Genomic DNA, 5,276 nt, shown 5'->3' on the forward strand with positions numbered 1-5,276 from the left:
CCCAAGTCGTAATATACCTCGCTGTTTGTGCTTTTGTATCCCATAAATGCAGGTACAGCGACAATTACAAATACCGCAATAAATGCGGGGAATATTTTTACCACTCCTGCCGAGAACCTGCTCATATCGGGAATAAGCGGCTTGTGGTGCAGCTTTGCAAGGGGTTTATCCAGAACAAGTATCAGCGACGGAAGGATTGTAACGCAGCCGATAACACCCAGAAGTACACCCTTTGCCATTACAATGCCAAGATCCTTGCCAAGAGTAAAGCTCATAAAGCACAGGGCAATAAAGCCTGCAATAGTTGTGACGGAGCTGCCCGTTACGGAGGTGAGCGTACTTGATATTGCCTTTGCCATGGCACTTTCCTTGTCGGGATATTTCTCCTTGCACTCATTGTAGCTGTGCCAAAGGAAAATGGAGTAGTCCATTGTTACCGCAAGCTGAAGCACCGCAGAAAGTGCCTTTGTGATATAGGAAATTTCGCCAAGAAAATAGTTCGTGCCCATGTTGAACAGTATGGAAACGCCGATGCTTGCAAGAAAAACAAAAGGCACAAGCCAGTTATCCAGGAAAAGCATCATTGCCGCACAGGCAAGCAGCACCGCTATGGCAACATAAACAGGTTCTTCCTGCTCGCACAGATCCTTTAAGTCGGTGACAAGCGCCGACATTCCTGATACAAAGCACTGCTTTCCTGCAATGCTACGTATCTCGTGGATAGCGTCGATAGTTTCGTCGGCGGACGTTGATGTATCGAAAAATACCGCAAGCATAGTTGAATTATCCGTGTTGAACGCAGAGTATATCTTGTCGGGCAGCAGCTCCTTCGGTACGGATATATCCATTAAACTGTCATACCATATCACCGAGTCAACGTGCTTTACCGCCGCAATTTTATCCCGTAGTGCGGAAACCTCCTTGTCGGGCAAATTTTCCGCCACAATAAAGGAAAATGCACCCTTGCCGAATTCCTCGGTAAGCAGGTTCTGTCCCTTTACAGTGTCCATATCTTCGGGCAAATAATTCAGCATATCGTAATTTATCCTTGTTGCCGCCATTCCCAGCACCGACGGTATCATAAGCACCGCCGCAATTATAAGGATAAGTATGCGCCGCTTGACAACGGCTTCAGAAAATTTCATTGTTCATCGTTCCTTTCTTCAATATGATATTCAGCTTCAATAAACTGATTTTTGGTGACCTTTATGGCATACACCGCCACGCACAAATTCAGTATTCCGTCGGCTATCATAGCCGCACCCAGAATGACCGTCATTGTCTGCGCCGCTTCAAAGGGATTCAGCAAGAGCAAAATACCGGCTGTAATTGTCAGCACAGCAAGCAGGGTGATAATGTGCCATTTGTTAAGTCCGAAACGCTTTGCTTCGACGGCTGTTCTCATCTTGAAGATACCTTCTTCAAGGATAATAATTCCTGCCACAATGTGCATTGCCGATATAATTTTTACCGGACGCACAAGCGCCGCTATGCCGATAATACACAAAAGCGTACCGAAGATAAGATCATGCTCAAATGCCAGACGGTACAGATCCTTTGAGAAATATCCCGCCAGCTTTACCGCACCGCATGCCGTCATTACCGTACCCAAGATGCGGCAGATAACATTCAGCGATATTTCCGGGCGTATTATCAGAAATATTCCCAGCAGAACTGTAAGTGTCGACACCGTTATATAACCTATTTTCACCGCAAGTACCGAATTTTCTTTTTTCATCCTTACCACTTCCTTTCATGTTTTATCTTACAGCTAAAGTTTAGCACACACAAACAAAAAAATAAACAGACAAAAAAATCCCCGTGACCGAATTTCAGTCACAGGGATAAAAATGTATAAATTTTAGGCATTGGGGGGTTTTTGTCTGAATTTTTCCGCCGCACGGTTTACAGCCTGCTGCATACTGCCTTCAAAAAGCTCGCAGACCCTTGCAACTCTGCTGCGAATATCATACTGCATACCCGAATTCATCCAGTCCAGCACCATTCCCACCAAAAGGCACTTGTAATAATGAACGATTATCTTTCTGTCCTCCTCGGGTATAACAACGTCATTTAAAGCGGCGGTTATGTATTTTTCCACGGCATACTCTGCGATACGGTCAAGATACTGACCGTACAGACCACGATCCGCCTGATAAAGATGAAGAACCGCATTTCTATTATTCTGTGCAAGGCTTACTGCAGCCAAAAGACAATCCTCAAAGGAATCGAGGCTTGCGTTTTCGCTGATTATCCTGTCTGCCTCGGCTTGAAGTACCGCCTCTATAAGTGCAGGCAGATCCTGAAAATGATAATAAAAGGAGTTGCGGTTTATGCCGCAGTCCTCAACAATATCCTTTACGGTAATGTGATTTACAGGCTTTTCATTGAGCAAACCGAGAAATGATCTGATAATGGCGTCACGGGTAAAATTCGGCAAAAGAAGTCCCTCCGATAAAATGTTTTCTATTATTGTAGCATAGCACAAAATAAAATTCAACCGCCTTATTATAATTTTTATTGCAAAAATAATGTTTATATGATAAAATATAAATATAAATACTATCATCGGAGGAAAATAATGTCACAGATAACAAAACGTGCATTGGCAGCATCACTGAAAAATATGCTGCTGAAAAAGCCGCTTAATAAGATAACCATAAACGATATTGCCGAGGACTGCGGCATCAACCGCATGACCTTTTACTATCATTTCAAGGATATTTACGACCTTGTGGAATGGACCTGTGAGGAGGATGCTGCAAAGGCTCTGGAGGGCAAAAAGACCTACGATACATGGCAGCAGGGTTTTCTGAATATTTTTTATGCCGTGCTGGAAAACAAGCCGTTTATTATGAACGTGTACCGCTCAGTAAGCCGTGAGCAGGTGGAAATCTATCTTTATAGGGTCACATACGATCTGCTCATCGGCATTGTAAACGAGCGCTCCGCCAATATGCCGGTCAGCGAGGACGACAAAAAATTCATTGCTGATTTTTACAAGTTTGCATTTGTCGGCATAATGCTGGAATGGATAAAAAACGATATGAAAGCCGACCCAAAGCAGATAGTCGACAGAATAAGCAATCTTATTCACGGCGATATTACCCGTGCACTGAAAAACTGCCGCACCGACAGACCCGTTACATCAAATCACTTCGAATGATAAAAAAATATACAGCTTCGCCCCTGTGATAAAGCTTTTATCATAGGGGTGATTTTATTTATTGTAAGCTGTGTTTCTGCGGTATATAATATAGCTGTAAGCAAAAAACGGAGCCGTAAATACGGTTCAGTATATTTTTATCGGAGGTTATTATTATGTATTATTCAAGCGGAAATTACGAAGCATTTGCAAGACCCGAAAAGCCCGAGGGCGTTGACAGGAAATCGGCATACATCATCGGTACGGGACTGGCTGCCCTTACTGCTGCGTGCTATCTTGTAAGAGACGGTCAGATGAAGGGCGAGCGCGTTCATATCTTCGAGAAAGACCCCATCCCCGGCGGTGCCTGCGACGGATACGAGTATCCCGGCATTGGATATGTAATGCGCGGTGGACGTGAAATGGATAACCATTTTGAGGTAATGTGGGATCTGTTCCGTTCGATACCGTCCATTGAAACAGAGGGTGTAAGCGTGCTGGACGAATACTACTGGCTCAACAAGCACGACCCCAACTACTCCCTTATGCGCGCCACTGAAAAATGCGGTGAGGACGCCCACACAGACGGAAAATTCGGTCTTTCTGACAAGGGCGCTATGGAGATAATGAAACTGTTCTTCACACCCGATGAACAGCTTTACGACAAGAAAATCACAGACTTTTTTGATGATGAAGTGCTGAATTCAAACTTCTGGCTCTACTGGCGCACAATGTTCGCCTTTGAAAACTGGCATAGCGCACTTGAAATGAAGCTGTATATCAAGCGTTATATTCATCATGTAGGCGGTCTGCCCGATTTCAAGGCGCTGAGATTTACAAGGTACAATCAGTATGAATCCATGATACTCCCCATGATAAAATATCTGGAAGGCTTCGGAGTGCAGTTCCATTATAATACCAAAGTTGTAAATGTTGAGTTTGATATTACTCCCGAGAAAAAGCAGGCAAAAAAGATAATCCTGCTCCATGACGGCAAGGAGGATTCCGTAGACCTTACCGAAAATGACCTTGTATTTATCACCAACGGAGGTTGCGTTGAAAATTCTTCTCTCGGCTCCCAGAATACTCCCGCTGATTTCAACACCGAAATCAAGCCGGGCGGCGGCTGGGATATGTGGCGTAAGATAGCCGCACAGGATCCCTCCTTCGGTCACCCCGACAAGTTCTGCTCTGCTCCCGAACAGAGCAACTGGATGAGCGCCACAGTTACAACGCTGGACGATAAAATAGTACCTTATATCAAGAATATCTGTCAGCGCGACCCGTTCTCGGGCAAGGTAGTAACAGGCGGAATTGTTACTGTCAAGGATTCCAACTGGCTTCTCAGCTGGACATTTAACCGTCAGCCCCAGTTCCGCACACAGCCCAAGGGACAGCTTGTTGGCTGGATATATGGTCTTTTCAGCGACAAGCCTGGAAATTTTGTAAAGAAGCCCATGCGTGAATGTACGGGCAAGGAGATATGCATGGAGTGGCTCTATCATATCGGCGTTCCCGAAAGTAAGATAGAGGAACTTGCCGAGCGCAGTGCAAATACGGTGCCTTGCATGATGCCGTATATTACCGCATTCTTTATGCCCCGTGCCGCAGGCGATCGTCCCGACGTTGTACCTAAGGGAGCTGTAAACTTCGCATTCCTCGGTCAGTTTGCCGAAACAAAGCGTGATACCATTTTCACCACCGAATATTCTATGAGAACAGGCATGGAAGCAGTATATACGTTGCTTGACATTGACAGAGGCGTTCCCGAGGTATGGGGAAGCGTATACGATGTCCGCGATCTGCTTAACGCTACAGTTCAGCTTCGTGACGGCAAAAAGTTAACCGAAATGAACCCCACACTTCTTGAAAAGATCGCATTCAAGGCTGTTCTGAAAAAAATCGAGGGAACGGATATTGAGAAGCTGCTGAAGGAGTATAATGTTATCTGACACAAATAGATGAAATTTGCTTTACAAAAAAATTGACCGACCGGATTTTCAAAAGTCCGGTCGGTCTTAATTTCAGGAGTATATTATTTTTGTCCGCTGTTTGTCCGCTTAAGATGCAAAAACTTAGCTAAAAACAAAATAATCGTATTTTTGCATCTTACCGTAAAACATCTTATTCT

General features: G+C 44.6%; 5 protein-coding genes. 2 read left to right on the plus strand and 3 right to left on the minus strand.

What is annotated here, in order from left to right:
* The 3 genes from ACI4J0_RS07870 to ACI4J0_RS07880 all read right to left on the minus strand — a co-directional run.
* Positions 1-1,145 (minus strand): efflux RND transporter permease subunit (locus ACI4J0_RS07870; protein ID WP_439765261.1); only part of this gene is annotated, 1,145 nt, incomplete at its 3' end.
* The gene (locus ACI4J0_RS07875) at positions 1,142-1,738 is read right to left on the minus strand and encodes an HdeD family acid-resistance protein (RefSeq protein WP_439765262.1); all 597 of its coding nucleotides are present in this window, start codon (positions 1,736-1,738) and stop codon (positions 1,142-1,144) included. The genes ACI4J0_RS07875 and ACI4J0_RS07870, both read right to left, overlap by 4 nt.
* A gap of 123 nt (positions 1,739-1,861) precedes the next feature.
* The gene (locus tag ACI4J0_RS07880; protein WP_439765263.1) at positions 1,862-2,440 is read right to left on the minus strand and encodes a TetR/AcrR family transcriptional regulator; all 579 of its coding nucleotides are present in this window, start codon (positions 2,438-2,440) and stop codon (positions 1,862-1,864) included.
* Between the two features lie 141 nt (positions 2,441-2,581).
* Between ACI4J0_RS07880 and ACI4J0_RS07885 the strand changes: the two genes are divergently transcribed.
* Both ACI4J0_RS07885 and ACI4J0_RS07890 read left to right on the plus strand, forming a co-directional pair.
* Positions 2,582-3,166 carry a TetR/AcrR family transcriptional regulator gene (locus ACI4J0_RS07885; protein ID WP_439765264.1) on the plus strand — a complete coding sequence of 195 codons (585 nt, stop codon included), beginning with the start codon at positions 2,582-2,584 and terminating at the stop codon, positions 3,164-3,166.
* Between the two features lie 155 nt (positions 3,167-3,321).
* A complete protein-coding gene (locus ACI4J0_RS07890) occupies positions 3,322-5,097 on the plus strand; it encodes an oleate hydratase (protein WP_439765265.1) in 1,776 nt (591 codons plus the stop codon).
* Positions 5,098-5,276: the final 179 nt, after the last annotated feature.

The sequence above is a fragment of the Huintestinicola sp. genome, assembly GCF_051882455.1.
Lineage (GTDB): Bacteria > Bacillota > Clostridia > Oscillospirales > Ruminococcaceae > Huintestinicola.

What these genes read in the sequence shown, in the direction of transcription:
- ACI4J0_RS07875 (WP_439765262.1), bottom strand. Translation starts at nt 1,738, where the DNA reads ATGAAAAAAGAAAATTCGGTACTTGCGGTGAAAATAGGTTATATAACG.
- ACI4J0_RS07885 (WP_439765264.1), top strand. Translation starts at nt 2,582, where the DNA reads ATGTCACAGATAACAAAACGTGCATTGGCAGCATCACTGAAAAATATG.
- ACI4J0_RS07890 (WP_439765265.1), top strand. Translation starts at nt 3,322, where the DNA reads ATGTATTATTCAAGCGGAAATTACGAAGCATTTGCAAGACCCGAAAAG.